Origin of the sequence: Streptomyces sp. HUAS TT11 (assembly GCF_051553595.1) — a bacterium.
Classification (GTDB): domain Bacteria; phylum Actinomycetota; class Actinomycetes; order Streptomycetales; family Streptomycetaceae; genus Streptomyces.
Genome location: NZ_CP196184.1, coordinates 7,298,174 through 7,324,906, shown reverse-complemented (window position 1 = coordinate 7,324,906; position 26,733 = coordinate 7,298,174). Strand labels below are relative to the sequence as shown.

The following is a 26,733-nucleotide window of genomic DNA, read 5'->3' as shown; positions in this document are numbered from 1 at the left end:
TCGTGGCCGATGCGGGAGTCCTCGCACCGGGAGAACGGCGGAGGGCCCCCGGGGAGCTGAACCCCCCGGGGGCCCTCCGTCACCTACGTGTCAGACCTGCGCCCGTTCCTCGACCACGTTCACGATCTTCGCGATGGCCTCGTCGAACGGGATGCCGTTCTCCTGCGAGCCGTCCCGGAAACGGAACGAGACCGAACCGGCCGCCATGTCCTCGTCGCCCGCGATGACCATGAAGGGCACCTTCTGCTTCTGGGCGTTGCGGATCTTCTTCTGCATGCGGTCCGAGGAGGAGTCCACCTCGACGCGCAACCCCTTCTTCCGTGCCGCGGCGGCGAATCGCTCCAGGTACTCCACGTGCGCGTCGCCGATCGGGATGCCGACCGCCTGCACCGGGGCCAGCCACGCCGGGAACGCGCCCGCGTAGTGCTCGAGCAGCACCGCGAAGAACCGCTCGATCGACCCGAACAGGGCGCGGTGGATCATCACCGGGCGCTGCTTCGCACCGTCCGGGCCGGTGTACTCGAGGTCGAAGCGCTCCGGCAGGTTGAAGTCCAGCTGGACCGTCGACATCTGCCAGGTGCGGCCGATCGCGTCCTTCGCCTGGACGGAGATCTTCGGACCGTAGAAGGCCGCCCCGCCCGGGTCCGGGACCAGCGGGAGGCCCTGCTTCTCGGCGACCTGGCGCAGCGTCTCGGTGGCCTCCTCCCAGGCCTCGTCCGAGCCGACGAACTTCTCCGGGTCCTTGGTGGACAGCTCCAGGTAGAAGTCCGTGAGGCCGTAGTCGCGCAGGAGGTTCAGCACGAAGGTGAGCGTCTTGTCGAGCTCCCCGGCCATCTGCTCGCGCGTGCAGTAGATGTGCGCGTCGTCCTGGGTGAAGCCGCGGGCCCGGGTCAGGCCGTGCACGACGCCCGACTTCTCGTACCGGTACACGGTCCCGAACTCGAAGAGGCGCAGCGGCAGTTCACGGTACGAGCGACCGCGCGCGTCGAAGATCAGGTTGTGCATCGGGCAGTTCATGGGCTTGAGGTAGTAGTCCACGCCCTCGTCGAGCTGCATGGGCGGGTACATGCCGTCGGCGTACCAGTCGAGGTGGCCCGAGGTCTCGAAGAGCTTCCCCTTCGTCGCGTGCGGGGTGTAGACGAACTCGTAGCCCTCCTCCTCGTGGCGGCGGCGCGAGTAGTCCTCCATCACGCGGCGCACGATGCCGCCCTTGGGGTGGAAGACCGCGAGGCCCGAGCCGATCTGCTCGGGGATGGAGAACAGGTCGAGTTCGGAGCCCAGCTTGCGGTGGTCGCGCTTCTCCGCCTCGGCGAGGAAGTCCAGGTACGCCTTCAGCTCGTCCTTGGACGGCCAGGCCGTGCCGTAGATGCGCTGCAGCATGGGGTTCTTCTCGCTGCCGCGCCAGTAGGCGGCCGCGTTGCGCATCAGCTTGAACGCCGGGATGTTCCGGGTGGAGGGCAGGTGGGGACCGCGGCAGAGGTCCTTCCAGCACAGCTCGCCGGTCTTGGCGTCCAGGTTGTCGTAGATCGTCAGCTCACCGGCGCCGACCTCGACGTCCGCGCCGTCCTCGCTGGACGCCGAGCCCTTGAGGCCGATCAGCTCCAGCTTGTACGGCTCGTCCGCCAGCTCCTCGCGGGCGGCCTCGTCGGTGACGACGCGGCGGGAGAAGCGCTGGCCGCGCTTCTGGATCTCCTGCATCTTCTTCTCGACGGCCTTGAGGTCCTCGGGCGTGAACGGCTTCTCGACGTCGAAGTCGTAGTAGAAGCCGTCCTTGACCGGCGGACCGATGCCCAGCTTGGCCTCGGGGAAGAGTTCCTGCACGGCCTGGGCCATGACATGCGCGGTGGAGTGCCGCAGGATGTTCAGGCCGTCCTCGGAGGAGATCTCGACGCCCTCGACGGTCTCACCGTCCTGGACCCGGTGGCCGAGGTCCTTCAGCTCACCGCCGACCCGCGCCGCGATGATCGAGCGCTCGCCGGCGAAGAGGTCCGCGGCCGTGGTGCCCGTCGTCACCGTGCGCTCTTCCCGCTCGGAATCGCGTTGGATGATCACACGGACGTCTGACACCGGTCTCTCCTGACTGCTGGCGGATGCGGCGCCATACCTGGAGCGCGCGCATGAGGGGGATCGTACCGACCCGGCGCCGCCCTCCGCGAAACGGTCGCCGTCAGTCCCCGCCGCAGGCCTCCTCGAAGAAGTCCAGGTTCTCCTGCAGGGACTTCATCAGCCGGTCCCGCTCCGCCTCGTCGACCTGTACCGGGGCCACACCGGACGCGGCCACCAGGCGACGGAAACCGCCCCGGCTCTCCAGCCGCCCGTGCACCCGCACCGGCAGCCCGACGAGGTGGGCGTGGCCCGCGATGCGGTAGGACTCCTCGTCCAGCGTCATCCGTACGTGGGGGACCTCCGCCCCTGCGATCACCCGCAGCCGCACCGTGCCCTCGCCGCGCGGGCCCGACCGGCGCAGCCGCACGACGGCCCCGGTGATCCGCACCGGCATGGACGGCTCCTCCCGCTGGTAGCGGGCCGAGGCCTCGCGCAGCACGGGAAGGTCGCCCGGTGAGAACTCGACCGGTTCGCCGGGCGCCGCGCAGCCCTCGGGGACGCCGGCCGCGGGCGCCCACTCGACGGCGATCCGGGCGCCCTCCGAGCCGCGCACGAGGGCGACCAGCGCCTCGGTCAGCTCATGGCTCACGCCCGCCTCCACGGCGGCGTCGAAGGCGTCCATGCCGCCGGTGGCCCGCTTGTAGTCGATGGCCTCCCTGGCGGCGTTCAGGGCCTGGTGCAGGCGTACGGCGAGCGGCCTGCCGGTCGAGACGGGCGTGAAGGCGGTGAGCCGGCGGCCCCCGGCGGCCGCGCCGACCAGCACGTGTTCCAAGGACGCCGCGGCGGGCCTGCGGTGGCGGGCACCGTAGTAGCCCGCACGCGCGCGTGCGGCCAGCGCGCCCGCCATCAGCATCTGGCGGGCGGCCGAGCGCAGCTGGTCCTCGACGGCCCAGGGCGCCGCGCCCGCGGGGCCGGCGGGGACGTCCCGCCACCAGTGGATCTCGTCGCTCGGCACGGCGAGCCCGAGCAGCACGTCCCGGGCCGCGGGCGAGCCGCTGCGGGAGAGCGCGACGAGTGCCTCGCCTATCAGGTCGTCGCTGTCGGGGAAGGCCCGGCTCTCGGGCACCAGCAGACTCGTACGGCCGCCGCCGGGGCCCGGCGGGGTCCACCGGCCGTAGCGCCCGGCGGCCCCGCCCCGGCGCTGCCACCCATGACGGTCCAGCAGGGCGCTGAGCACGGTGGGATCGACCTGGTCGGGCGCGGGCGGCTGGTTCCACAGCGGCTCGGCCGGGTGCGGCCGCACGGCTCGGGCCGGCTCGTCGAGGGGACGGTGTGTCACGGTCTGCCTCCCGTTCCGACCCGGGTCATGATCTCGCACAGGGCTCGGTCGTCGAATATGCGTGCGGTGGGGACGCGTACGGTGGTGCGGCGCCGGCCCGTGATCGGGTGTCCGGCCAGATTGACCCAGTAACAGCAGTGCCGCAGGTCGAGCCGGTCGTGGCCGGCCCGCAGCCATTGCTCCTGGGACCGCGGAACGATCATCACGACCAGGATCTTGTGCACGGACACCGGTGTGCGGGCGAGCTTCGCCAGGTGGTCGTTGTCGAGCGTGAAGGAGAAGAACCGGCCCGGTGGGTTGGGCGGGATCTGGTACGTGCACTTCAGCTGCACCTTGATGGTGACCTCGTCGTCGACCGTGTGCCCGGGCGCGCTGTGACTGACGTGCCAGTCGATGCCGTTGTCCGGAAAGGGCTGCGACAGGGAGCAGCCGGCCGCGGCGGCGACGGCGTGCAGATAGCCCACCTGCAAGGTCTCCATGCAGGCGGTGGTGGCGAGTGTGCCGCGGTGATGGGGTGCCGTCCGCTCGGGCAGCAGCCCGCCCCGTTCGGGCTGCGCTATCGCCATGACCAAAAAGCCTTCCCGGCTGAGAGAGTCCCCGTGACGGGCCCGTGAACTGCAAAGACCCGTACTCCTGTTGTGTCCTTCCGGCGTACGACGCAAACAGCCCGGGTATCACCAAACGGGCAGAAGACGGTGCGTCAGCTGCCAAAGGTGAACGAGGAGTTGTGTAGGCATGACGTGCTGGTACGAAGGGCCTCTGGCCGCATTCGACACGGAGACCACGGGCGTGGACGTCGAGACCGACCGGATCGTGTCGGCCGCCGTCGTCGTCCAGGACGCCCCGGGCACCCGGCCGCGGGTGAGCCGTTGGCTGGTGAACCCGGGTGTGCCGGTGCCCGCGGAGGCGACGGCGGTGCACGGGCTGACGGAGGAGCATCTGCAGCGCGAGGGCCGCTGGCCGTCGCCGGTGATGGGGGAGATAGCCAAGGAGTTGGGCGAGCACGCCGCCCGCGGCCGGCCGCTGGTGGTGATGAACGCGCCGTTCGATCTGACGCTGCTGGACCGGGAGTTGCGCCGTCATCGCGCGTCCTCGCTCGACGGCTGGTTCGCCTCGGCGCCGCTGCGGGTGCTGGACCCTCGGGTCCTCGACAAGCATCTGGACCGCTACCGCAAGGGCCGTCGCACGCTCACCGACCTGTGCGCGCACTACGGAGTCGTCCTGGACGGCGCGCACGACGCGGCGGCGGACGCGGTGGCCGCGATGGATGTCGTACGGGCCGTGGGGCGCCGTTTCGCCGCCCGCCTCGACCGGCTGACGCCGGCCGAACTGCACGCCCTGCAGACGGGGTGGCACGCGGCGCAGGCACGCGGGCTGCAGGCGTGGTTCGCGCGCAGCGGTACGGAGGAGTCGGTGGATCCCGCGTGGCCGCTGCGGCCGGAACTGCCCGCGGCAGCCTGAGCAAACGAAAAAACCGGTCCGTCGTGACGGACCGGTCTTCTCCGGGTGGGCGATACTGGGTTCGAACCAGTGACCTCTTCGGTGTGAACGAAGCGCTCTCCCACTGAGCTAATCGCCCGGGAACGCACTGAACAATACAGGTCCCGGCCGGGTTCCTTCAAACCGCTTGGAGACGGGCGAGAAGTCCCCGCCGTCCGGCCCGCATCATCAGCCAGTGGTTGGCGCGGAAGACGGGCCGCCCCGGCACGGCGAGCCGGCTGAGCAGAGGCTTGTTCACGTCGACCACCTGGTCGTAGCGGGCGAGGGAGCCCGACGGGGTCGCGGTGACCGTCCAGCGCGCCCAGCCGTCGAGGTCGCCGGACAGCACCGCCTCCAGGACCCCGGCCGACGGGTCGCGCCGCGCCTCGCGCACCGTGAAGCGCAGTTCGTACGGCAGGAACGAGCGGATCCGGACCACACCGGTCGTGTCGTCGAGCCGGGTCACTTCCCGCACCTGGCGCCACCACGTCGGGTACTCCTCGGCCCGCTCCAGCGCCGCGTACACGGCGGCGGGCGGGACGGGCAGGGACCACAGGGTGCGGAAGCGGTAGTGCGTCCAGTCCATGGGCAGAGTCTGCCCCGCGACCCGCGCCGCGATTGAGTACGCGTACTCATGCCGTACGCAGAGGTGCGGGCCCAGAATGCGGCTGCGAGCGCCGCCGCCCGTGCGGCGGCGCTCCCCCGGGAGCGCCGCGCTCCGCCGCCAACGGGCACGTCGCGGCGTCCTGCTCGGCGGTCGCAGCCGTTCGACGTCACTCCGCCGGATCCCTCGGCCCGAAGTCCCCGTCGTTCTCGGGGAGCTGGCCCGGCTTCACATTCCAGGTGTCTGACGGGACTTGAATCGGAGCGGAACACCCCTTTTGTCGTACTTCCGCAGAAATGCCGCGGCGTTCCGGAATAGCGGGAAGCATTTCTGTCCGCGGCGCATTCTCCGAGCCTGTCCGCACCTCGATCTTCTTGGTCCACGGACAGTTCTTTTCGAAGTGCACGACGAGCCGTCCGGCCCTTTTCCCGGACCCTCGGACGATCACCGGAAGTCACGGAACGTGACCGATCGGTTCCACCGCCCGGCCGTTTTGTGAATCGTTCCGAACCGGAGGCCCGTCTCCGGCCGAAGCGGACACACGACGAGGGCGGCGTGACCCACGGTGTCCGCGAGTACACGCCGCCCTCGATCTTGTGGGCGATACTGGGTTCGAACCAGTGACCTCTTCGGTGTGAACGAAGCGCTCTCCCGCTGAGCTAATCGCCCGGGCGCACGGAGAACATTACCGCATGTCAGGTGCGTCTTGGACCATGCGCCGACGCCGGCGGCCGCTACTCCGCGATGTTCCAGGGCATGGCCGCACCGAACCGCCAGACGTAGACACCGGCGAGCACGGCCATGATCGTCACGCCGGCGGTGGTCAGGAGGATGTTGCGGCGGCGCACCTTGGGGTCGAGCGCGCGCTGTGCGGCCTCGGTGACCTTGCGCTTCGTCCAGCGCAGCACCAACTGCGCCCAGACGAACTCGGTCGCCCAGAGGGCCAGGCCGGCGAAGATCACCAGCCAGCCCGGACCGGGCAGCGGAAGCAGGACCACACCCACGGCCACGACGGCGAGACCGGCCACGAAGACGCCCACCTGCCAGCTCAGGTGCAGCGCCTTCCGCGCCTTGATGAATTCCGGCGCACGGGAACCCAGCTCCCGCTCCGCCTTCGTCTCGTTCGCGGCCACGGCGATCTTACCCGGCCCGTCACTCCGCGTATTCATACGAACAAAGCTTACCGGAGAGAAACCGCTCACCAGAATGGGCGTACCACGCAAACACCATCTCGGCCGGATGAGCTACGCATAGACAGGCAAAACACTCAGAGGGGTTTACAACGGCACCGTAGGTGGCATGTCGATTTCGCCGACGTGCGAATCCCCGAGCGCACACTGAGCGAAAGGCCCTGGCGCTTATGAACACCACGGTCAGCTGCGAGCTGCACCTGCGCCTCGTTGTGTCGAGCGAGTCCTCACTGCCTGTACCCGCGGGACTGCGGTATGACACGGCCGATCCCTACGCCGTGCACGCCACTTTCCACACCGGAGCCGAGGAAACGGTCGAGTGGGTGTTCGCCCGCGACCTCCTCGCAGAGGGGCTGCACCGGCCCACAGGGACGGGCGACGTCCGCGTCTGGCCGTCCCGCAGCCACGGTCAGGGCGTCGTATGCATCGCCCTGAGCTCCCCGGAGGGTGAGGCCCTGCTCGAGGCCCCGGCGCGAGCCCTCGAGTCGTTCCTGAAGCGTACCGACGCGGCCGTGCCACCCGGCACGGAGCATCGTCATTTCGATCTCGACACGGAGCTCTCCCACATCCTGGCCGAGAGCTGAAGCGACACCTCGAACCGCCCGACGCCGTCCACTCGGGGAGACGGCTCGGGCCAGGACAACCGCATACGGCACACCCAGGGCGCCGTCGCCGCGAACGTTTGTGGCGACGGCGCTCGAGGTGCACACGCACGGTGACGACACCGTCCCGGATCGTGGAGGAAGTGGCCCCGTGCGCGGCCCGGAGCCGTCCCGTCCGCGCGGCGGCGGCCTCCCGCCCGGCCTGCGCCCCGTCCACGGCGGCGCGGAGCCGCTAGGCTCGGCCAGCATCGGCGGGCGTCCGCCCGACCTCGAGGCCAGGGAGCGACACGTGCTGATCACCCACGACACCCGGTGCGCGCTCGACCTCGTGGTGGATCTGGTGAACACCGCGCCCGAGGGCGACGAGGCGGACACACTCCCGGACGTCACCACCCTCGACGATTTCGCGCGCAACCACGATCTGAGCGATGTCGGCGTCCTGTCGGAGTTCGATCTCTCGGCCGTGCGGAAGATCCGCGGGCGGTTCGCCGCCGTCTTCGCCGCCCAGGACGCCAGGACCGCGGCCGGGCTGATCAACGAGCTGGTCGCGGCGGCGGGAACGACGCCGCGGCTCACCGACCACGACGGCTACGACTGGCACGTGCACTACTTCGCGCCCGGCGCGTCCGTCGCCGATCACATCGCCGCGGACTGCGGTATGGCCCTGGCGTTCTTCGTGGTCGCCGGGGAGCAGGAGCGGCTGCGCCGCTGCGAGGCGCCCGACTGCCGGCGCGCCTTCGTCGACCTCTCGCGTAACCGATCGAGGCGCTACTGCGACAGCCGCACCTGTGGAAACCGCCTGCATGTCGCCGCCTACCGGGCGCGCCGCAAGGAGGCCGCGGGCTGAGCGGGCCGTTGCCGGACGTTCGCGCCGTGCCTTCCCCCTCGCGCCGGGCGGGGGCTGACGGAGCCCTCGGCGGGTGGCGCCAGGGGCTCCGCATACGGCTCAGAGCATCAGCAGATCGTGCAGTGATGCCATGAGCAGCAGGCAGCCGATCACCGCAAGGAAGATCATCAGCGGTGGCTGGGAAAGCGCGAAGAGACAACCCCGGCGCTCCTCGGGAGGAGCAGCGGTGTCGCTCTGGGTTCTGTCCAGCATCTCGCGGCGATGATGACGCAGCCTGCACCCGCTACGCGATCAACACGCTCGGAATGACGGGGAGTTCTCCCATATCCGTGATCTACGGAACGAAGCTGATCCCGGCGTGTGCGACGATGATCATCCGACGGCGTCGCGCGATCGTTGTGTCGTTTCACAACGGCGCTCGCACCCGGGTGGCGCGCCTCCTCAGATGCCGTGCTTCTTGAGGATGGCCTCGATGTCGCTGAAGTCGTCCGTGGAGTCGCCCGCGCGGGGGGCGGCCTTGGGGCGGGTCGCCGGAAGGCCGGAGGCGCCGAGCGCCGGTGCGGAGGCCGCCGGGGCCACCGGCTCGCGCTCGGCGGCCCGGGCCGCTCTGCGCTCCTTGCGGGTGCCGCCGCGTCGGCGCTCCACGGCGCGTGTGGTCGCGAACAGCAGCCAGGCGAGGGCGAGCACACAGAAGCCCGCCCATGCCGTCAGGCTGAACGCCGTGTCGGCCAGCCAGCCCACGACACCCGTCATCACCAGGCCGACCGGCACCAGCGCGTAGGCCGCGATACGGGCCGCGGCCAGGAAGCGCTTGCGCCAGGCCGTGACCGCGGCGATCCCCAGGCCGGCCGCGGAGACGGCGGAACAGACTGTCTCGGCAATCATCCGGACCTCCAGGGCGGTGATCGGTCGGGCAGGGTCGGTTCGTCCCTTCCATCCTGCACCGCCGCACGCCCCACGGGCCACGGTCCGAGCGGACCTCAGGGAGATCTCCGGGTCGGCTCCTCCTCAGGGGGCAACCCCGTCCGCACCGAGCGCACCACAGGCACGGCCGACGCCCTCCCCCGCCGGTCAGGTCCGGTTGGGGAGGCGTCCGCGGTCCTGGGAGACTGTCGGCCATGAGCGATTCCTCCCCCGCCCGCGCCGCCGCCCCCGTCCTGGACGTCTGGTGCGAACTCCAGTGCCCCGACTGCCGCACCTCGCTCGAAGACCTGCGAGCGCTGCGCGACCGCTACGGCGACCGGCTGGAGCTGCGGCTGCGGCACTTCCCGCTGGAGAAGCACCAGCACGCCTTCGCCGCGGCGCAGGCCGCCGAGGAGGCACTGGCGCAGGGGCAGGGCTGGCCGTACGTGGAGGCCGTGCTGGCCCGGGTCGACGAGCTGAGCCACCGGGGCGAGGCGCTCCTCGTCGAGGTGGCCGCCGAACTCGGCCTGGACGCGGAGGAGTTCGACACCGCCCTCATCGACGGCCGGCACATCCTGATCGTCGACGCCGACCAGGCCGAGGGCAAGGCGATCGGTGTGACCGGCACCCCCACCTATGTGATCGACGGACTGCGTCTCGACGGCGGCAAGAGCCAGGAAGGCCTGCGCGAGCGCATCGAGGAGATCGCGGACCGGCTCCTGGCCGAGGGGGCCTGAGCCTCAGGCCAGGTCCTTGTAGAAGTTGTACGAGGTGGTCTCGTACCCCAGCGAGGTGTAGAGGCGTTCGGCCGGGGCATTGCCCGCGAAGACGTGCAGGGCGATGCGGTCCTTGCCGCCCCCGGCCGCCTGCGCCTCGGCGAGCCGCATCAGCGTGCGTCCGTGACCGCGGCCCCGGTGCGCGGCGTGGACCTCCACGTCCAGGACGAACGCGCTGTCCGGCCACAGCCCGAGCCACAGGACGCCGACCGGGTCCCCGTCGCGCTCCAGGACGCTGATCACCGTGTTCTCGCTGGCGAGGCCGTCCGGCAGGAATCGGACGTCGCTCTGCTCGGCCTTGGCGTACGCCTCCGCGGTGGACGCTCCCCGCTCGATGAGGCTGTGCGCGAAACCTTCCCGCGCCTGTGCCCGCCACGGACCGTACTCGGCCTCGGTCATGGGACGGGCGGCGAGGCCGGCGGGCAGCGGGGGCACGGCCGCCTCCAGCCGCTTGTCCATGTTCCGGCTGCGCAGGACGTACCCGAGTGTCGTCGCCAGCCGGCGGGCCGCCTCGGCGTCGCCCGGCGCGGAGGCCTCGATGCGCTTGCAGCCCCAGCCGCGCGCCACCTCCTCGGCGGCCAGCACGGCCACGGTGCCCCTGCCCCTCCCGCGATCCGGCTCCTCGATGCGCAGGTCCGCGAGGCAGGCCACGGTGGGCCCGTACTCGGGGTGCGTGGACAGGTGTATCCCGCCGATCGGCCGGCCGTTCACACACACCTGGTAGTGCCGTGAACGCTTTCCGTCGGGGTCCTGGCGAAGCGGCTCGGTCGGCCGCAGGGTCGTGGTCATCACAGGTGTTCTACCCGGTGCCGCCCCGCGGGGCAGCCGAATTTCGCCCGGCTCAGGGGTCGAGGTCGTGCCCCGCCCGCTCGTCGAAGATCCGCATCGCCTTGGCGGTCACCGGACCCGGCGCACCCGGCAGTTCACGACCGTCGACCCGGAGCACCGACTGCACGTCCCGCAGCGTGGAGGTGAGGAAGACCTCGTCCGCGCGCTCCAAAACGTCCAGCGGCAGATCGGTCTCCTCGGCGCCCGTCCAATCGACGGTGAGCGCGCGGGTGATGCCCGCGAGACAGCCGGAGGCGATCGGCGGGGTGTGGATCTCGCCGTCGAGGACCACGAAGACGTTCGACCCGGTGCCTTCGCAGAGCTGCCCGACCGTGTTGGCGAACAGCGCCTCGGTGGCGCCCTGTTGGGAGGCGCGGGCCAGGGCGACGACGTTCTCGGCGTACGACGTGGTCTTCAGTCCGGCCAGCGCGCCGCGTTCGTTGCGGGTCCACGGCACTGTGATCACCGCCGTGGCGTCGGGGCGCCGGGTCGTCGCGCCGACGGCGACCACGAGCGTCGGGCCCTGGTCGCCGCGGTCGGATCCGAGCGGACCGTAGCCGCCGGTGTACGTGATGCGCAGCCGGCCGAGCGGTACCGGCTCGGCCTCCAGCACGGCGGCGCAGGCCCGCCGGACCTCGTCGAGGTCGGGGTCGGGCAGCCCGAGACCACGCGCCGAGCGAGTGAGCCGGTCGAGGTGACGGGTCAGTGCGAACGGCCGCCCGTCGACCGCCTTGACGGTCTCGAAGATGCCGTCGCCGACGGTCAGTCCGTGATCGAGGACGGAGACGCGGGCGGACCCGAGGTCCTGCAGCCCGCCGTCCAGCCAGATCTTCACGTGAGGGTCCCTCCACTCGCCTCGTACGCCCCCGACGCTACCGCGAGCAGTCGGGCGGCCTTCAGTTCGGTCTCCTGCCACTCCCCCTCCGGGTCGGAACCCCAGGTGATGCCCGCGCCCGCACCGAACCGCAGCACGGCGGCGTCGCCCGGGGTCCGGTCGATCCAGAACGTGCGGATGCCGACCGCCAGCTCCCCCGCCCCCCGGTCCGCGTCGACCCAGCCGACACCGCCGCAGTAGGGGCCGCGGGGCGCGGTCTCCAGGGCGTCGATGATCCGCAGGGCGCTGGACTTGGGTGCGCCGGTGATCGAGCCGGCCGGGAAGGTGGCATCGAGCAGCTCCGGCCAGCCCGCGTCCGCGCGCAGCTCACCGCGGACCGTGGAGACGAGGTGCACCAGACCGGGATGCTTCTCGACGGCACACAGGTCGGGCACGGACACGCTGCCGGAGGTGCAGACACGGCCGAGGTCGTTGCGGACCAGGTCCACGATCATCACGTTCTCGGCGTAGTCCTTCTCCAGCAGGTCATCCTCGGTGCGCCCGGTGCCCTTGATCGGACCGGACTCCACGCTCCGGCCGTCGCGGCGCAGGAAGAGCTCGGGAGAGGCGGTGGCGACCTCCACACCGCACCCGGGAAGGCGGATCGTTCCTGCGTAGGGCGCCGGATTGCCGCGCGCCAGTACGGCGGTCAGCGCGTCCACGTCGGCGTCGGCCGTCACCGGGGCGGAGAGCACCCGGCAGAGGTTCACCTGGTAGACCTCGCCGGTCGCGATGTACTCACGGATCTTGCGCACCCCCGCCGTGTACGCGTCGCGGTCGAGCGACGACGTCCAGTCACCGGTCGCCGGGCCCCGCCATCGGCCCGGCACCGGTGCGGGCACGGGCTCCTGCCGTACGTCCTGGAAGCGGGCGCAGGTCAGACGCCCCTCGTAGTCCGCGCAGACCGCCCAGAAGCCGGTGGAGTCGAGGGCGGCGGGATCGTCGGTGACATCGAGGAGACCCGTGGCCACGCGGTCACCGAAACGTGCGAGAGGAGGGAGGTGGAGCACACAGTCGAGTCTATGGCGGTGTCGCGCCGGTGGCCCGGACATGTCCCCGTGGGGCCCTGACCATGACCTTGACCGGGTGCAGGGCAGCACGCTGCACAAACGCGTTTTTGTACTGGCTCCGGAATCCGCTAGAGTTCAACTCGTCGCCGGGACGCGCGAGCGTACCGAAACGACAGGCGGACGTAGCTCAGTTGGTAGAGCGCAACCTTGCCAAGGTTGAGGTCGCGAGTTCGAGCCTCGTCGTCCGCTCGAAGGAATCAGGGGATCTTCCCGACCCCCTGCACTCCTGGTGGAGTGGCCGAGAGGCGAGGCAACGGCCTGCAAAGCCGTCTACACGGGTTCAAATCCCGTCTCCACCTCCAAGGACGATTAGCTCAGCGGGAGAGCGCTTCCCTGACACGGAAGAGGTCACTGGTTCAATCCCAGTATCGTCCACTGGTCCGCGAGGATCCCCGCGCGATTAGCTCAGCGGGAGAGCGCTTCCCTGACACGGAAGAGGTCACTGGTTCAATCCCAGTATCGCGCACGCAACAACCACGGCCGTCTCTGCCGAGCGGTCATGGCCCGAGGACGATTAGCTCAGCGGGAGAGCGCTTCCCTGACACGGAAGAGGTCACTGGTTCAATCCCAGTATCGTCCACCGGATCGAGGGTGGCCTGTGCCGAGCGACGAGCACGGCGGGGCCGCCCTCGTCGTTTTGCCTTGTCCCCGCCGCGCGTTGCGGGACGACGAAGCCCCCGGCCCTGCGGGCGGGGGCTTCTGCCTGCCTCAGCTGGAGAACAGCATGTGGCCGAAGCTCTTGTGCCGCTGGTGGCCGTAGTGCCCGTGCCCCCCGTGGCCGCCGTGCGGTGCCCCCCAGGCGGGAGCGGCAGGGTAGGCCTGCGGGGCGGGCGGAGGCGGCGGAGCGGGCTGCGTCCACTGGGACTCCAGGCGGGTCAGCGCCTCGAGCTCCCCGTAGTCCAGGAAGATGCCGCGGCAACCGCTGCACTGCTCGATCTGGACGCCGTTGCGGTTGTACGTGTGCATCGGCGCATGACACTTCGGACACTGCATGGTCGGCTCAACTCCTCGCCGGTCGGTGGTGCTTCGCCAGGTAGGGACTCACTTCCGTGCTGGCCGGTTGCAGCCTACGTCCTTCGCCCTCGCGCCAACTACGGCGCTTCGGTGCTCATTCGAACACACGCATGGACGACGGCCTGCTCCACCTCGTCCAAGGGACGGCCGGCCGTGACGGACTTGGCGACGGCCAGTGCCGCCGTCTGCACGGTGAGGGCGCGGGCGGGGACGTCGAGCGCGGGCCAGAAATCACCGTCGGACGGGACGGCCGGTCCGCCCTCCTGCCGGTAGGCCGTGAGGAACCGGGTCCACTCCTCGGGCGGAAGCAGCCCACAGGCGTACCAGGCGGCCGGCCGGGCCAGGTCCCAGGCGGGGTCGCCCGCGCCGAGGTCGTCGACGTCGATGAGGAGCCAGGAGCCGGCGCCCGCGGGGTGGCGCACGAGTTGGCCGAGGTGGAGGTCGCCGTGGCACAGGGCACGCGGGGGCGGCGGGGCGGCCTCGTCGCGGGCCCAGGCCGGGAGGGCCGCCCAGGCCTTGAGCACGGGCTCGGCGGCGGGGTGCGGGCCGGCCGCGTCCATGCGCCGGATCGCGCGGGCGGCCTTGGCCGGCCCCCGCATGGGCGGCAGGCCGGCGGGGACGGGGGCCCGGTGCAGCCGGGCGAGGAGGCGGGCGGCCGCCTCCCAGGGGGCGGCCTCAGGGCGGTCGGGGTCGACCGGGGTGCCGTAGGGCCAGAAGGTCACGAGGCGGCCGTGGAGGGTGACCGGCGTGGCGTCGAGGGGGGCGAGCAGGGTGCCGCTGAGGCGGGTGGCCGCGGCAAGGCGGAGCGAGAGCTCTGCGGGGTCGGTGCCCGGTGCGTGGGCCTTGGCGACGGTGGCGCCGTGGCGGACGACGGCGGCGGTGTCGCTGCGCTCGGCGAGGACCGCGTCGGAGGTCGTGCACCTGCACTCCGCATCGGGGTCCGAGTGCACCGCGGCACGGGCTCGTGCGGTGAGTGCGGGCAGGAGTGCGTTCATGGGCCCTCGGAGTGTGCGTACGGCTGTGCAGGGAGCGTACGCGGCGAACAGGACAACGCCCGCGCAGCTCCCCAGCTGCGCGGGCGTTTGTGCCGTCCGCCGCACCCCCGTCCCCACGGGGTCTTATGGGTTGATGTCCCCGCCCGGACCGCTCTTCCGGGCCTGGGGCGCCGCTCAGCGCCCCAGCATCACGCCCACGGACGACGCTTGTGTGACCACTGCATCCCAGCCGCCGAAGGCGTACACGAGCAGGGCCGCCAGGGGAAGGACCATCGCTGTCGCCACCAGCGGGTGGCGGCGGCTCGGACGGCCGGTGCCGAACGCGGCGCCGTATACCTTGCGTCCCTGCATGCGGATCAGCGTCCGCGGTGCCGTCTGGGCCATGGTCCCTCTCCTGACCGTTGTGTTGTTGTCCTTGGCAGCGGCGGGTGTCTGACCTCGGGGGACGAGTGCTGCACCCGCCGCTTGACCTCAAATCTAGGTGCCGGGCCGACGGGGGGCGTCATGCCCTCGTACCGATTGCCTGGCCTCCCGGAGGATGACCGATGACCTGCGGTGTACTCCCCTGGGTGGAGACGGGGTCCTAGGTCTCGGGGTCTTCCCCGAGGGGACGCCCCGAACGTCCCCCGTGCTCCGATGCGTCCTCCCGTGGGACCGGCTGCTCCACGAGCGCCAGCACCCGGTTCGCCATGAAGCGGGCGGTGCGCACGACGGAGCCGTTCCGGGTGACTTCGCTCACTTCCACCACTCCCCTGCGCACCGCCGTCTCCACCCGGCGACCCGCCCTGCTCGCCACGACCTCGTAGGTGCGCGTCGTGTCCCCGGCGTCCACGACTATCTCCACACGATCACCCTTCACGGGCTCAATCCCCCTTTCGCCGCAGGAGGTTGGGATCACAGCCGGCACAAGGCCGACCTGCCCGCGCCTCCCCTGACCACCCCTCAAGTCTCGCACCCGGCAGTGACAATCGATCGGGGCGAGAGGGCGCGGCCTCTGCGCGCACCCGGCCGCGGAAACGTAAGCTGTGGCTCGTCAGACGGACCGGGCAGCGGGGATGGACATGGCGATGATGCGCCTGAGGCGTGAGGACCCGCGTGTCGTCGGCTCGTTCAGGCTCCACCGGCGGCTCGGCGCGGGCGGGATGGGCGTCGTCTACCTCGGTTCCGACAAACGGGGCCAGCGGGTGGCGCTGAAGGTGATCCGGCCGGACCTGGCGGAGGATCAGGAGTTCCGGTCGCGGTTCGCGCGCGAGGTCTCGGCGGCACGGCGGATCCGGGGCGGATGCACGGCGCGGCTGGTGGCCGCCGACCTGGAGGCGGACCGCCCGTGGTTCGCCACTCAGTACGTGCCCGGCCCCTCCCTGCACGACAAGGTCGCCGAGGAGGGGGCCCTGTCGGCCGCCGACGTGGCCGCGGTCGGCGCCGCACTGTCCGAGGGCCTCGTCGCGGTGCACGAGGCCGGGGTCGTCCACCGCGACCTGAAGCCGTCCAACATCCTGCTGTCCCCGAAGGGGCCGCGGATCATCGACTTCGGGATCGCCTGGGCGACCGGCGCCTCGACGCTCACGCATGTCGGCACGGCCGTCGGATCGCCCGGATTCCTCGCCCCCGAGCAGGTGCGCGGTGCGGCCGTCACCCCGGCCACGGACGTGTTCTCGCTGGGCGCCACCCTGGCGTACGCGGCGACCGGCGACTCGCCCTTCGGGCACGGCAGTTCCGAGGTCATGCTCTACCGGGTCGTGCACGAGGACCCGCAGCTGCACGGCGTACCCGACGCCCTGGCCCCGCTCGTCCGCGCCTGTCTCGCGAAGGACCCCGAGGAGCGGCCGAGCACCCTCCAACTCTCGCTCCGGCTCAAGGAGATCGCGACCCGGGAGGCCCAGGGCCTGGTGGAGGCGCGGCCGACCGCGCAGCCCGGAGGACCGGACCGGCCCACCGGGCGGCTGGCGGAGCAGTACGCCGACCAGCGCACCGTACGGCGTCCGCCGGGGCAGGGCACCCCCCCGCCCCGCAGCAACGGTTCACGGCCGGGGTCGCGCGCGACCCCGGTCCAGCGCACCGCGCCCCGCTCCGGCAGCCGTCCGGCACCGCGCAGCGGGGCCGGGCGTCCCGCGCCGCGGACCACCGGAACCGGACGGCGGCCGGCCAACCCGCGGCTGCTGCGCCAGCGGCTCTTCGTCTTCGTGGTGGTGACGCTGCTGGTGGCGCTCGGCATCGCGGCGGCCCAGGGCTGTCAGGGCCCGACACGGGGCCTGGACCGCGGGAGCACACGCCAGGAGGTGGGGCGGGAGCGGATGTACGCCCCGCCCGCGGGGGATCCGACGACCCACCGGCACGCGGGCGGGCCGAGCGCGGCGGGCTGACGGGCGATCAGCGCGAGGCGCCCGCGGTCGTCCCGGCGACCGCGCCCGAACCCGCGGCGACGGTCACCGCCCCGGAAGGATCCGTTCGAACAACGCACGGTCGCCGTCGAAGGCCGGATCCATCGCCAGGTACTTCTCCGCGGTGACCCAGCGGGCCTCGGCCGCCGCCCCCGGGTCCGCGACCACCTCGCCCGCGCCCACCGCCGCGGTCCACCGGTGGAGGCGGAAGACGCCGTCGTCGGTCTCGGACTCCCAGACCTTGGCCAGCGGTGCGAGGGCCGGACCGGCCTCCTCGCGGACCTCCCTGACCAGGGCCTCCTCCTGGGTCTCGCCGGGCTCGAGCCTGCCGCTGAGCGGCGCCCGGCAGCCGGAGCGACGCGCCTCGGGTCCGCGCTTGACGACAGGCACCCGGTCGCCGCGCCGCAGCACGGCGACGATCGCCTCCCGCAGCGCCATCGGACTCCTCCTCAGGGCCGGGGGCGACCGGTGGCCACCGCGTAGAAGGCGACGGCCGCCGCCGCTCCCACATTGAGGGAGTCGACCCCGTGCGCCATGGGGATGCGCACCCATTCGTCCGCGGCGACCAGCGCCTGCGTGGACAGACCGTCGCCCTCCGCGCCGAGCATCAGCGCGACCCGCTCCATCTTGTGCGGCGCGGTCTCGTCGAGGGTCTTGGCCTTCTCGTCGGGTGTGAGGGCGAGCAGCGCGAATCCGGCCTCGCGCACCGAGTCCAGGCCCTTGGGCCAGGAGTCGAGGCGCGCGTACGGCACCGAGAAGACCGCGCCCATGGAGACCTTCACACTGCGGCGGTAGAGCGGGTCGGCGCAGTCGGGCGACAGCAGGACCGCGTCCATCCCGAGGGCCGCGGCGGAGCGGAAGATGGCGCCAATGTTGGTGTGGTCGTTCACCGATTCCATGATCACCACGCGACGGGCGGTGGACAGCAGCTCGTCCGCCGTCGGCAGCGGTCTGCGCTGCATCGAGGCGAGCGCGCCACGGTGGACGTGGTAGCCGGTGACCTGCTCGGCCAGTTCCGGGCTGACTGCGTACACCGGGGCCGGGAGCTCGTCGATGACGTCCCGCATGACGTCGACCCACTTGGCGGAGAGCAGCATGGAGCGCATCTCGTAGCCGGCGTCCTTGGCGCGTCTGATGACCTTCTCGCCCTCGGCGATGAACAGGCCCTCGGCGGGTTCGCGCTTGCGGCGCAACTCCACATCGGTCAGACCCGTGTAGTCGCGCAGGCGCGGGTCGTCGGGGTCCTCAACGGTGATGAGATCGGCCACAGGGTGATACTGCCTTGTCCTGGGAGTGGTGCCAACGGCTGGAACGGGCCGGGTTACCCCGGGTTACTCGACAGGCCGCGGAGCGGCCTTCACGACCTCGCCGATGACGATGACGGCCGGCGGCTTCACGCCCTCGGCCCGCACGGTGCCGGCGACCGTCGCGAGGGTGGCGTCGACGCGGCGCTGGGCCACCGTCGTGCCTTCCTGGACCAGGGCGACCGGGGTGTCGGCGGCCTTGCCGTGGGCGACGAGCGTCTCGGCGATCTTCCCGATCTTGTCGACGCCCATGAGGATCACCAGCGTGCCGGTGAGCCGGGCAAGAGCGGGCCAGTCGACCAGGGAGCGCTCGTCGTCCGGAGCGACATGGCCGCTGACCACCGTGAACTCGTGTGCGACACCCCGGTGGGTGACCGGGATACCGGCCGCGCCCGGCACCGAGATCGAACTGGAGATGCCGGGAACCACCGTGCAGGGGATGCCGGCCTCGGCGAGCGCCTGCACCTCCTCCATGCCGCGGCCGAAGACGAAGGGGTCGCCGCCCTTGAGCCGCACGACCGACTTCCCCTGCCGGGCGTGCTCGATCAGGGCGTCGTTGATGGCCTCCTGGGCCATGGCACGGCCGTACGGGATCTTCGCCGCGTCGATCACCTCGACGTGCGGCGGGAGTTCGGCGAGGAGATCACGGGGACCGAGGCGGTCCGCGATGACCACGTCGGCCTCGGCGAGCAGGCGGCGGCCGCGGACCGTGATGAGGTCCGGGTCGCCGGGGCCGCCCCCGACCAGCGCGACACCGGGGGTGCGGGTGCGGTGGTGCGGCGCGACGAGCGTGCCGTCGCGCAGGCCCTCGACGACGGCGTCGCGGACGGCCGCGGTGTGCCGGGGGTCGCGGCCCTTCGCGACGGTGGTGAGGACGGCGACGGTGACACCTTCGCTGTGACCGGTCGCCGGGGTCCAGGCGGTGGCCGCATCGGCGTCGTCGGAGCGCACACACCACACACGGCGACGCTCGGCCTCGGCGGAGGCGGCGGCGTTGGCCTCGGGGTCACTGGCGGCGATCAGGGCGTACCAGGCCCCCTCCAGATCGCCGGGCCGGAACGGGCGCTTCAGCCAGGTGACCTCGCCCGCGTCCGCCATGGCCTCGACCGAGGGCGTCGCCTCCGGCGACACGAGCAGTACGTCGGCGCCCGCCGCGATCAGGGCCGGAAGGCGGCGCTGGGCGACCTGGCCGCCGCCGAGAACGACCACACGACGACCGGAGAGACGGAGCCCTACGGGGTAAGGGGGGTGTTCGGCCATGGCGGTACGGCTCCTCGTCCAGGCGGTGCGGAAGACGGCCCCTACGCCTTTGGAGCGGCCCTGACGTGGGAATTTTACGTTCGTCCGGGCCGGGTGGCGCAGGTGGGTGCGCACGGTGGACAGGACCGGGACGGATCGCGGGGAACCCGGGCCCGGCGCCCGGGTTCCCCACCCGCCTACTTCTCGGTCACTCCCGCCGAGTCGAACGTCGCCACCTCGTGCATCGCCCGCGCCGAGCTCTGCACGAGCGGCAGCGCGAGGAGCGCTCCCGTCCCCTCGCCCAGACGCAGGTCCAGGTCGACGAGAGGACGCAGTCCCAGCTTGTTCAGGGCGGCCACATGACCGGGCTCCGCGCTGCGGTGTCCCGCGATGCACGCCGCGAGGACCTCGGGCGCGATCGCGCGGGCCACCAGGGCGGCGGCGCCCGCGCTGACACCGTCGAGGATCACCGGTGTGCGCAGGGACGCGCCGCCGAGCAGCAGGCCGACCATCGCCGCGTGTTCCAGACCGCCGAACGCGGCGAGCACGCCGATCGGGTCGGCCGGGTCGGGCTGGTGGAGTTCGATGGCGCGGCGCACGACCTCGGTCTTGCGGGCCAGCGTCTCGTCGTTGATGCCCGTCCCGCGGCCGGTCACCTCGGCGGGGTCGGTGTCCGTGAAGACCGCGATCAGAGCGGCCGAGGCCGTCGTGTTCGCGATGCCCATCTCACCGGTCAGCAGCGCCTTGTTGCCGGCCGCCACGAGATCGCGGGCCGTATCGATGCCGACCTCGATCGCCTGCTTGACCTCCTCGCGGGTGAGCGCGGGGCCGGTCGTCATGTCCGCCGTGCCCGCGCGGACCTTGCGCGGCAGGAGGCCCGGGGTCGCCGGCAGGTCGGAGGCCACGCCCACGTCGACGATGCAGACCTCGGCGCCCACCTGGTTGGCGAAGGCGTTGCAGACCGCGCCGCCGCCGAGGAAGTTGGCCACCATCTGACCGGTGACCTCCTGCGGCCAGGGGGTGACGCCCTGGGCGTGCACCCCGTGGTCGCCGGCGAAGATCGCGACGGCCGCGGGCTCCGGGATCGGCGGCGGGCACTGCCGGGACAGGCCGGACAGCTGCGCGGAGATGATCTCCAGCATGCCGAGCGCGCCCGCGGGCTTGGTCATGCGCTTCTGCCGCTCCCAGGCCTCGCCGAGGGCCTTGGCGTCCAGCGGACGGATGCCCGCCACGGTCTCGGCGAGCAGGTCGTGCGGCTCCTCCCCGGGCAGTGCCCGGCGGCCGTACGTCTCCTCGTGCACGACCCAGGACAGGGGGCGGCGCTTGGACCAGCCCGCCTGCATCAGCTCGGGCTCCTCGGGGAACTCGTCGACGTATCCCACGCACAGATAGGCGACGATCTCCAGGTGCTCGGGCAGACCGAGGGCACGGACCATCTCGCGCTCGTCGAAGAAGCTGACCCAGCCGACACCGAGTCCCTCGGCACGGGCGGCGAGCCACAGGTTCTCGACGGCGAGCGCGGAGGAGTAGGGGGCCATCTGCGGCTGGGTGTGCCGGCCGAGCGTGTGGCGGCCGCCCCGCGTCGGGTCGGCGGTGACGACGATGTTCACCGGGGTGTCGAGGATGGCCTCGATCTTCAGTTCCTTGAACTGCTTCGCCCGGCCCTTGGGCAGCGACTTGGCGTAGGCCTCGCGCTGACGCTGGGCCAGTTCGTGCATGGTGCGGCGGGTTTCGGCCGAGCGGATGACGACGAAGTCCCACGGCTGGGAGTGCCCCACCGAGGGCGCCGTGTGGGCGGCCTCCAGTACGCGCAGCAGCACCTCGTGCGGGATGGGGTCGCTGCGGAAGCCGTTGCGGATGTCACGGCGCTCGCGCATCACGCGCAGCACGGCCTCACGCTCGGCGTCGTCGTATCCGGGCGCTGCCGGGCCGGTGGACTCCTGTACGTCTTCCACTGCGGCCGTGCTCTCTTCCTGCTCGGCGGCCCTGGTGTCCAGGTCCTCCGCCTGTTGTGCTGCTACCGGCTCCGATTCCGCGACCGGCGGCTCCGGGACGGCCGACTCGCCCTCGCGGGGAGCGGGGACGACGAGGATCTGTTCCTCCGGCTCCGGGCCGGCGGCCTGCTCCTCCTGCTGGGCAGCGGCCGGAGCCGGATCTTCGGCGGCCGGCTGCTCCTGCTCCGGCAGCGGAGGAACGCTCAGTCCGTGCGGCGGGGTGGGGGCCAGGTGCGGCGTGGTCGGCACGATGCCGTCGACGGGGACGAACTGGCCCAGTGAGTCGTCCGCCCCGAACTCCGCCGCGGCGCCGGGCTCGCCGACCTGCTCGCCGCTCGTGTGCTGCCCGGCGGTTGTCCGCTCACCGTGCGCCTGTTCGCCGGACGACGCCTGGCCGTACGCCTGGACGGCGATGGCACCGGGCGCCACGGTCTCGACGGACGCGCCGACGGGCACGGCCCGGAGGGACCCGGCGAACGCGGGCCGCGGCTCCTCGGCGCCGTGCGGCTCGGGCGGCGCGAACTGCCCCCCGGCGTCCGGGAGCACCGGCGCCTCTTCCGCCGCGGGGACCGGCCGCGGCTCGGACGTCGGTGGTTCCGTGCCGAGGCCCTGGACCGGGGTGTGCCGGGCGGCCTGGACGTGCGCGGGCGGCACCATGACGCCGGACGCGGGGGTGTGCGCGCCGGCGGGCGTCAGGAGCGGGCCGGTCCCGGTCCCGGTCGCGGGTGTGCCGTCATGCGCGGTGCCGCCCGTGGGCTGCACGGGTTCCACCGAGGGCACGACGGGTGCGGCGGCGGCAGGGTGCGCGTCCGGCGCGAAGTCCGCCGTGGGGACCGGTTCCCGGGCGGCTCCCGGGGCGATCGGTCCGTCCGGCGCCGGGTCGGCGATGTGCGGGGTGCCGTGGGCCGGCGTGCCGTACGTGGGCGTGCCATGAACGGGCGTGCCATGAACGGGCGTGCCATGAGCGGGTGTGCCGTGCGTGGGCGTGCCATGAGCGGGTGTGCCGTGCGTGGGCGTGCCATGAGCGGGTGTGCCGTACGTGGGCGTGCCATGAGCGGGCGTGCCGTCAGCGGCGTGCCCCGTCACGGGCACAGGGACGATGGGCGGGGTGTCCGGAACCTGATGGACGGACGGCGCGGCCGCCGGCGCTCCCCAGGGGTCGTGCGGCGCGTCCGCGGGGTACTGCGCCTCGGCTCCGACGGGTGCCGCGGGCGCCTCGAACGCCCGGGAGCCGGCCGGGTTCCCCGGTCCGTGGAGCGTGCCGGTGCCCTGGGCGACCCCGGGCACCGCATCGGGGGCGACCGGTGCGGGGGCCGGCTCGGGGACCGCCGAGGGAACGACCGTTTCTTCGGCCGTCCCCTCGGGAACGGCCGGCGGCACGGTCTGGGTCTGTGTCGAGGAGCCCCACGGCGCGGCGCCCTGCGGGGAGTTCTCGAGCTGGGACACGTCCAGGTACTCGGGGCCGGTCGTCGGCGGCCCGGAGGCGCGCAGGGGAACACCCGCCGGTCCACGGTCGGCGAGCGATCGCACCAGGCTCGAGGAGGCGTCCGGGGTGGGCGGCCCGAGGTGCAGCGGACGGCGCTGCGGCGTGGACTGCGGCGCCGGCGTGGCAGCCGACGCGCGGACCGCGCCGAGGTCGATCGAGCCGCTGTCCCGGCCTGCCGTCTCGTGCGGGCCGGGCTCGTGCGGGAACGGCGCCGACGCCGGGGCCTGCTGGGGCATCTCGTTGCCCCAGGCGCCCTGCTGGCCGGGCATCAGGAGCAGGTCGTCCTCTTCGGCGGGAGTGTCGGAGTGGTCGAGGTAGGTGTACGCGCCCGGCGCGAGGACGCCTGGCTGTTCCACCATGCCTGCGTTCTCCGGCAGTCCCTCGCCCGGGACCTGGCCGGTGTCGGTCATGCGTATCCCTCGCCCATCGGTTTAGTGCTCCTACGACCAGCTCGCCCGGAAGGACTCGCCGACCGCCCGCAATGAAGAACGAGCGTCCGCGCCCAGCGGCACGAACGACCCGCCAACAATGACGACAAAGCCATTGAACGGCATTCTTCCGGTCACCCGTCCGTCGCGTCAGCCTGATCCACGACGGCCCGCTGTGGACTGCGCCACGTTGCGCGCCCTCCGGTCCTGCCGTACCACACATGCCCCAAAATGGATGCGGTTTCCGGACATTGGCTGACGATGCGCCGGATCACCCAAGTGCGGTACAACGATCGGCCAGCCTACCGCGCCGGTAGGACAACAGGATCACGGGGCGCGTTCGGGCAATCGCCCGCTGAGCAGGAACGCAACGCTCCGTTCCTTCTCCGTCCAGGCCCGCGTGTCGAGTTCGACGGACTGCAGCAGGGCGCACTCCACCTCATAGCCGTGCTCCGACAGGTCCCTGCCGACGAGCTCGGCCTCGTCGCGGGTCGCGGCGTGCGCGACGATGCCTTGCGGGCGGCGGTCGGCGACGGCCGAGACGACCGCGGCTCCCCCGCCCCCGACACGTACGACGTCCGGTTCGGGCAGGTTCTCCAGGATGTGCGGGGCCGCGCCCCGGACGACCTGGAGCTGTACCCCGAAGCTGCGGGCCGCGGCCGTCGTGCGGGCGCAGGCGTCCGGGTCGAGGTCGACGGCGATGACGGCGGCTCCGCAGCGGGCGGCCTCCACGGCGAACGCCCCGCTGCCGCTGCCGATGTCCCACACCAGGTCGCCCACCCGTGGGCCCAGCCGGGCCAGTTGGGCGGCACGCAGCAGATCCGTTTCGCCTTCGCCGAGCCCACCGCCGTACGCCTCGGCGGGCAGCGCCCAGCCGCGCGGCTCGGCGCCGGGGTCGCGGCCGGCGATCCAGCCGCCCCCGTCGGCCGCGGTCACGGGTGCGCCGATGACGATGACGACATTGGGGTCGCGCCAGGAGTGGTCGGCCGCCTTGTCCGAGGTCACGACCGTGACCTGCTCGCGGTCGGTGCCGAGTTCCTCGCAGATGACGAAGGTGCGGTGGACGCCTTCGAGCAGCAGGCCCAGCTCGGCCGGCCCGGCGCCCGGTGAGGTGAGGACCGCGACTTTCGTGTGGGCCCTGCACACGTTCACCGCGCGTCGCAGGGTGCGGGGGTGCGCGACGACCACCTGTGCGTCGTCCCACGGCATACCGGCGCGTGCGAAGGCGGCGGCCACCGCGGAGACGGCCGGCACGACTTCGACCTCGAGGCCGAACTCGGGAGCGCGCAGGGTGCGTACGACGCCGAAGAAGCCGGGGTCCCCGTCGGCCAGGACGACGGCGGTGCCTCGGTGGGCTGCGATACGGCGGGCGGCGAGGGCGAGGCTGCCCAGCCGGATGCGTTCGGCCGTCGCAGGCACCTCGGGCAGTGCGAGGTGGTGCGCCGCGCCGGCCACGAGCGTGGCGGCTCCCAGGGCGGAGCGCGCCGCAGCCGTCAGCGGCGAGCCGTCCCAGCCGATCACCGTGACGCGGTCGGCCATCGTCGTCAGTCTCCAGGAGGTTCTACGCGGGTCGTCAGGGACAGCCCGCACGGCGGGCTCCGTGAGACTACCCGGTGCGGCCGGGTGTGCCCGTCACGGGTCCGGCCGGTGGGAAAGGTCCCTCGAGGTCAGTTCCAGTCCGAGAACGATGTGAAACCACCCGTGTCGGCCAGTTCCTCGCTGACCCCGTCGAGATCCTCGGGCAGCAGGCTCCACACGATGAAATCCGTCCGTACGTCCGTCCAGGTGCCGTCCTCGGTGCGGACGTGCGCTATGCAGGCGTTGCGCAGGACTCCCTCGCTGATGCAGCCGATCTTCTGGGCGACCTGCTGGGAGGCGGTGTTGTCGGCGGCCGTGCGCAGTTCGATCCGCTCGAACCCCTGGTTCCCGAAGAGCCATTGGGCGGTGGCGAGCGCGGCCTCGGAGGCGTAGCCCTCGCCGCGCGCCCACGGGGCGACGATGTACGACAGCTCGGTGGACCGGATGTGCCAGTTCGTCCTGGTCAGCTGGACGATGCCGACCAGACGCTGGGTGATGAACTCGGTGACCGCGAAGTCGAGGCCGCGGCCCGCCTTCCGCTGCGCCGGCGCGTACTCGGTGATCCAGGTGCGAGCGCCCTGCTCGGTGAACGGCTGGGGCACGTCGGTCCAGGCGCCGACCAGCTCGTCGTTCATCATCTCGGTCAGCGGCTGGAGGTCGTCCTCGTCGAGAGGGCGCAGGACCAACCGCTCCGTACTGATGGAGACGTTGGGGAAGGTGCTCGTCATTGCGCCGCTCCGTAACCTTCGAAAAACCGTCATCGCCTGCTGAGCTGCCCAGCATGCAACATGGAAGCACCGAACCGCACCACGGGGTCCGCTCCGTGCGGAACGGACCCCGTGCGTGGCGCCGCGGGTTCCCGGTGCCGGCCGTGCGGGTCGGATCAGAAGGACGGGACGACCGAGCCCTGGTACTTGTCCTCGATGAACTTCTTCACCTCGGGCGAGGTGAGGAGCTCGGCGAGCTTCTTCACGCGCGGGTCCTTCTCGTTGCCCTTCTTGACCGCGAGGAAGTTGCCGTACGGGTTGTTCCGGGAGGACTCCAGGACGAGGGCGTCCTTCGCGGGCTTGAGACCCGAGGAGATGGCGTAGTTGCCGTTGATCACCGCGGCGTCCACGTCGTCCAGGGAGCGCGGGGTCTGGGCCGCCTCCAGCTCCTTGAACTTCAGGTTCTTCGGGTTCGCGGTGATGTCCCGGGGGGTCGCCTCGCTGCCCACGCCGCTCTTGAGCTTGATCAGCCCGTTGGCGTCGAGCAGCTTGAGCGCCCGCGCCTCGTTGACCGTGTCGTTCGGAACGGCGACGGTCGCACCGCTCTTCAGCTCGCCGACCTTGCCGACCTTGTGGGAGTACAGGCCGAGCGGCTCCAGATGGACCGTGACGACCGGCACGATGTGGGTGCCGTTCTTCTTGTTGAAGTCGTCGAGGTACGGCTGGTTCTGGAAGTAGTTGGCACCGACGGAGCCGTCCTCGGTGGCCGTGTTCGGCGTGACGTAGTCGGTGAACTCCTTGACCTCCAGGTCGAGGCCCGCCTTCTTCGCCAGGTTCGCCTTGACGAAGTCGAGGATCTCGGCGTGCGGGGTGGGGCTGGCGGCGACGACCAGCGGCCCGCTGTAGTCGGAGGAGGCGGAGGAGCTGTCGCCGGAGCCGCAGGCGGTGAGCCCGAAGGCGAGGGTCCCGGCGGCGAGGACGGCTGTGGTGATCTTGGCGGTGTTACGCACGAAAAGTGCCTTTCCTTATGGGTGGTGCGACCCCGTCGT

26 protein-coding genes and 7 tRNA genes are annotated in these 26,733 nt (G+C 71.9%); 10 read left to right on the top strand and 23 right to left on the bottom strand.

Annotated elements, in window-relative coordinates; translation table 11 throughout:
* Positions 1–90: 90 nt before the first annotated feature.
* The 3 genes from thrS to ACSHXN_RS32795 form a co-directional block, all read right to left on the bottom strand.
* The gene (gene thrS, locus ACSHXN_RS32805; RefSeq protein WP_355135365.1) at positions 91–2,067 is read right to left on the bottom strand and encodes a threonine--tRNA ligase; all 1,977 of its coding nucleotides are present in this window, start codon (positions 2,065–2,067) and stop codon (positions 91–93) included.
* Positions 2,068–2,167: 100 nt separating this feature from the next.
* A complete protein-coding gene (locus ACSHXN_RS32800) occupies positions 2,168–3,385 on the bottom strand; it encodes a hypothetical protein (protein ID WP_355135367.1) in 1,218 nt (405 codons plus the stop codon).
* On the bottom strand, positions 3,382–3,951 hold the full coding sequence (locus ACSHXN_RS32795; protein ID WP_059125583.1) for a DUF4365 domain-containing protein: 570 nt from the start codon (positions 3,949–3,951) through the stop codon (positions 3,382–3,384). The genes ACSHXN_RS32800 and ACSHXN_RS32795 overlap by 4 nt, the downstream gene beginning before the upstream one ends.
* Positions 3,952–4,120: 169 nt before the next feature.
* Here ACSHXN_RS32795 and ACSHXN_RS32790 point away from each other — a divergent pair, with 169 nt between their 5' ends.
* The gene (locus ACSHXN_RS32790) at positions 4,121–4,846 is read left to right on the top strand and encodes a 3'-5' exonuclease (protein ID WP_355135369.1); all 726 of its coding nucleotides are present in this window, start codon (positions 4,121–4,123) and stop codon (positions 4,844–4,846) included.
* A 46-nt stretch (positions 4,847–4,892) separates the two neighbouring features.
* Here ACSHXN_RS32790 and ACSHXN_RS32785 read toward each other — a convergent pair.
* The 4 genes from ACSHXN_RS32785 to ACSHXN_RS32770 all read right to left on the bottom strand — a co-directional run bounded on the left by ACSHXN_RS32785 (position 4,893) and on the right by ACSHXN_RS32770 (position 6,637).
* Positions 4,893–4,964, bottom strand: a tRNA-Val gene (locus ACSHXN_RS32785).
* Between the two features lie 39 nt (positions 4,965–5,003).
* Positions 5,004–5,450, bottom strand: coding sequence for an SRPBCC family protein (locus ACSHXN_RS32780; RefSeq protein ID WP_356112890.1), 447 nt, complete (start codon positions 5,448–5,450; stop codon positions 5,004–5,006).
* A 615-nt stretch (positions 5,451–6,065) separates the two neighbouring features.
* Positions 6,066–6,137: transfer RNA gene (locus ACSHXN_RS32775), tRNA-Val, on the bottom strand.
* A gap of 65 nt (positions 6,138–6,202) precedes the next feature.
* The gene (locus ACSHXN_RS32770) at positions 6,203–6,637 is read right to left on the bottom strand and encodes a TIGR02611 family protein (protein ID WP_355135373.1); all 435 of its coding nucleotides are present in this window, start codon (positions 6,635–6,637) and stop codon (positions 6,203–6,205) included.
* 191 nt (positions 6,638–6,828) lie between these two features.
* Between ACSHXN_RS32770 and ACSHXN_RS32765 the strand changes: the two genes are divergently transcribed.
* The gene (locus tag ACSHXN_RS32765) at positions 6,829–7,242 is read left to right on the top strand and encodes an SsgA family sporulation/cell division regulator (RefSeq protein ID WP_003959770.1); all 414 of its coding nucleotides are present in this window, start codon (positions 6,829–6,831) and stop codon (positions 7,240–7,242) included.
* Positions 7,243–7,549: 307 nt separating this feature from the next.
* Positions 7,550–8,107 carry a CGNR zinc finger domain-containing protein gene (locus ACSHXN_RS32760; RefSeq protein ID WP_383354718.1) on the top strand — a complete coding sequence of 186 codons (558 nt, stop codon included), beginning with the start codon at positions 7,550–7,552 and terminating at the stop codon, positions 8,105–8,107.
* 99 nt (positions 8,108–8,206) lie between these two features.
* Here the strand turns inward: ACSHXN_RS32760 and ACSHXN_RS32755 are convergent, their stop codons facing one another.
* Together ACSHXN_RS32755 and ACSHXN_RS32750 are read right to left on the bottom strand one after the other, a co-directional pair.
* On the bottom strand, positions 8,207–8,359 hold the full coding sequence (locus ACSHXN_RS32755; RefSeq protein WP_252423638.1) for a hypothetical protein: 153 nt from the start codon (positions 8,357–8,359) through the stop codon (positions 8,207–8,209).
* A gap of 189 nt (positions 8,360–8,548) precedes the next feature.
* A complete protein-coding gene (locus tag ACSHXN_RS32750; protein WP_355135377.1) occupies positions 8,549–8,992 on the bottom strand; it encodes a hypothetical protein in 444 nt (147 codons plus the stop codon).
* A 233-nt stretch (positions 8,993–9,225) separates the two neighbouring features.
* Here ACSHXN_RS32750 and ACSHXN_RS32745 point away from each other — a divergent pair, with 233 nt between their 5' ends.
* A complete protein-coding gene (locus ACSHXN_RS32745) occupies positions 9,226–9,747 on the top strand; it encodes a DsbA family protein (protein ID WP_355135379.1) in 522 nt (173 codons plus the stop codon).
* Positions 9,748–9,750: 3 nt separating this feature from the next.
* On the opposite strand, the gene ACSHXN_RS32740 is transcribed toward ACSHXN_RS32745, so the two are convergent.
* The 3 genes from ACSHXN_RS32740 to ACSHXN_RS32730 are packed head-to-tail and all read right to left on the bottom strand — an operon-like array spanning position 9,751 to position 12,498.
* Positions 9,751–10,575 (bottom strand): GNAT family N-acetyltransferase, encoded by an 825-nt coding sequence (locus ACSHXN_RS32740; protein WP_355135381.1) that lies wholly within the window; start codon positions 10,573–10,575, stop codon positions 9,751–9,753.
* A gap of 52 nt (positions 10,576–10,627) precedes the next feature.
* Positions 10,628–11,449 (bottom strand): aminotransferase class IV, encoded by an 822-nt coding sequence (locus ACSHXN_RS32735; RefSeq protein WP_355135383.1) that lies wholly within the window; start codon positions 11,447–11,449, stop codon positions 10,628–10,630.
* Complete coding sequence (locus ACSHXN_RS32730; protein WP_355800999.1) at positions 11,446–12,498, bottom strand: chorismate-binding protein; 1,053 nt, start codon at positions 12,496–12,498, stop codon at positions 11,446–11,448. Before ACSHXN_RS32730 ends, ACSHXN_RS32735 begins: the two co-directional genes overlap by 4 nt.
* Before the next feature lie 176 nt (positions 12,499–12,674).
* Here ACSHXN_RS32730 and ACSHXN_RS32725 point away from each other — a divergent pair.
* From ACSHXN_RS32725 to ACSHXN_RS32705, 5 genes are all read left to right on the top strand, one after another.
* A tRNA-Gly gene (locus ACSHXN_RS32725) sits at positions 12,675–12,747 on the top strand.
* A gap of 39 nt (positions 12,748–12,786) precedes the next feature.
* Positions 12,787–12,860, top strand: a tRNA-Cys gene (locus tag ACSHXN_RS32720).
* Between the two features lies 1 nt (position 12,861).
* Positions 12,862–12,933: transfer RNA gene (locus tag ACSHXN_RS32715), tRNA-Val, on the top strand.
* 19 nt (positions 12,934–12,952) lie between these two features.
* Positions 12,953–13,024: transfer RNA gene (locus tag ACSHXN_RS32710), tRNA-Val, on the top strand.
* Between the two features lie 42 nt (positions 13,025–13,066).
* Positions 13,067–13,138: transfer RNA gene (locus tag ACSHXN_RS32705), tRNA-Val, on the top strand.
* Between the two features lie 128 nt (positions 13,139–13,266).
* Here the strand turns inward: ACSHXN_RS32705 and ACSHXN_RS32700 are convergent.
* The 4 genes from ACSHXN_RS32700 to ACSHXN_RS32685 form a co-directional block, all read right to left on the bottom strand.
* Positions 13,267–13,551 carry a zf-TFIIB domain-containing protein gene (locus ACSHXN_RS32700; protein ID WP_079050101.1) on the bottom strand — a complete coding sequence of 95 codons (285 nt, stop codon included), beginning with the start codon at positions 13,549–13,551 and terminating at the stop codon, positions 13,267–13,269.
* Between the two features lie 98 nt (positions 13,552–13,649).
* Entirely contained in the window at positions 13,650–14,567 is a 918-nt protein-coding gene (locus ACSHXN_RS32695; RefSeq protein ID WP_438304692.1) for a phosphotransferase family protein, read from the bottom strand.
* Positions 14,568–14,741: 174 nt separating this feature from the next.
* Positions 14,742–14,951, bottom strand: a complete 210-nt coding sequence (locus tag ACSHXN_RS32690; RefSeq protein ID WP_355135389.1) for a hypothetical protein — start codon at positions 14,949–14,951, stop codon at positions 14,742–14,744.
* Between the two features lie 199 nt (positions 14,952–15,150).
* Entirely contained in the window at positions 15,151–15,426 is a 276-nt protein-coding gene (locus ACSHXN_RS32685; protein WP_059125595.1) for a hypothetical protein, read from the bottom strand.
* A 196-nt stretch (positions 15,427–15,622) separates the two neighbouring features.
* Here ACSHXN_RS32685 and ACSHXN_RS32680 point away from each other — a divergent pair, with 196 nt between their 5' ends.
* Positions 15,623–16,930 (top strand): serine/threonine-protein kinase, encoded by a 1,308-nt coding sequence (locus ACSHXN_RS32680; RefSeq protein ID WP_355135547.1) that lies wholly within the window; start codon positions 15,623–15,625, stop codon positions 16,928–16,930.
* Positions 16,931–16,993: 63 nt separating this feature from the next.
* On the opposite strand, the gene ACSHXN_RS32675 is transcribed toward ACSHXN_RS32680, so the two are convergent.
* The 7 genes from ACSHXN_RS32675 to ACSHXN_RS32645 form a co-directional block, all read right to left on the bottom strand.
* Positions 16,994–17,386, bottom strand: a complete 393-nt coding sequence (locus ACSHXN_RS32675) for an NUDIX hydrolase (RefSeq protein WP_355135391.1) — start codon at positions 17,384–17,386, stop codon at positions 16,994–16,996.
* An 11-nt stretch (positions 17,387–17,397) separates the two neighbouring features.
* Positions 17,398–18,216, bottom strand: coding sequence for a TrmH family RNA methyltransferase (locus ACSHXN_RS32670; protein ID WP_355135393.1), 819 nt, complete (start codon positions 18,214–18,216; stop codon positions 17,398–17,400).
* Between the two features lie 63 nt (positions 18,217–18,279).
* Positions 18,280–19,512 carry a uroporphyrinogen-III C-methyltransferase gene (gene cobA / locus ACSHXN_RS32665; RefSeq protein ID WP_355135395.1) on the bottom strand — a complete coding sequence of 411 codons (1,233 nt, stop codon included), beginning with the start codon at positions 19,510–19,512 and terminating at the stop codon, positions 18,280–18,282.
* A gap of 176 nt (positions 19,513–19,688) precedes the next feature.
* Entirely contained in the window at positions 19,689–23,381 is a 3,693-nt protein-coding gene (cobT, locus tag ACSHXN_RS32660) for a nicotinate-nucleotide--dimethylbenzimidazole phosphoribosyltransferase (protein ID WP_438304688.1), read from the bottom strand.
* Between the two features lie 345 nt (positions 23,382–23,726).
* A complete protein-coding gene (gene cbiE, locus ACSHXN_RS32655; protein WP_355135399.1) occupies positions 23,727–24,938 on the bottom strand; it encodes a precorrin-6y C5,15-methyltransferase (decarboxylating) subunit CbiE in 1,212 nt (403 codons plus the stop codon).
* Positions 24,939–25,066: 128 nt separating this feature from the next.
* Complete coding sequence (locus ACSHXN_RS32650) at positions 25,067–25,705, bottom strand: GNAT family N-acetyltransferase (protein ID WP_355135401.1); 639 nt, start codon at positions 25,703–25,705, stop codon at positions 25,067–25,069.
* 155 nt (positions 25,706–25,860) lie between these two features.
* Positions 25,861–26,694 (bottom strand): MetQ/NlpA family ABC transporter substrate-binding protein, encoded by an 834-nt coding sequence (locus ACSHXN_RS32645; protein WP_355135403.1) that lies wholly within the window; start codon positions 26,692–26,694, stop codon positions 25,861–25,863.
* Between the last annotated feature and the right edge of the window lie 39 nt (positions 26,695–26,733).